This is a genomic window from Streptomyces sp. NRRL F-5755 (assembly GCF_001279365.1).
Lineage (GTDB): Bacteria > Actinomycetota > Actinomycetes > Streptomycetales > Streptomycetaceae > Streptomyces > Streptomyces rimosus.
In genome coordinates this window covers 1-428 of sequence record NZ_LGCW01000186.1, presented here as the reverse complement: position 1 = coordinate 428, position 428 = coordinate 1, and the positions used below count along the sequence as shown (strand labels likewise).

Here is a 428-nt window from a genome sequence, read left to right as displayed (position 1 = left end):
CGTATGACCCCGGCCGGTTCCCTGCTCACGGCCCGCGCGCTGCACAAGGCGTACGGCTCGACCCCCGCGCTCGACGGCGCGGACTTCTCCATCCACCCCGGCGAGGTCGTCGCCGTCATGGGCCCCTCCGGCTCCGGCAAATCGACCCTGCTGCACTGCCTGGCCGGGATCATCCGCCCGGACTCCGGCAGCGTGTCCTACGGCTCCCGCGAATTGACCCGGATGTCCGACGCCCAGCGCAGCGCGCTGCGGCGCTCCGACTTCGGCTTCGTCTTCCAGTTCGGCCAGCTGGTGCCCGAGCTGACCTGCCTGGAGAACGTGGCGCTGCCGCTGCGCCTGGGCGGTGCCAGGCGCAAGGAGGCCGAGGAGCGCTCGCTGGAGTGGCTGGAGCGGCTGGAGGTCGGCGAGGTGCGGGCCAAGCGGCCCGG

The 428-nt window shown here is 73.1% G+C and carries 1 protein-coding gene; it reads left to right on the top strand.

All coding sequences use genetic code 11. From position 1 onward, the window contains the following. Nucleotides 1-3: 3 nt before the first annotated feature. Nucleotides 4-428 (top strand): ABC transporter ATP-binding protein (locus ADK86_RS17125; protein WP_159393871.1); only part of this gene is annotated, 425 nt, incomplete at its 3' end.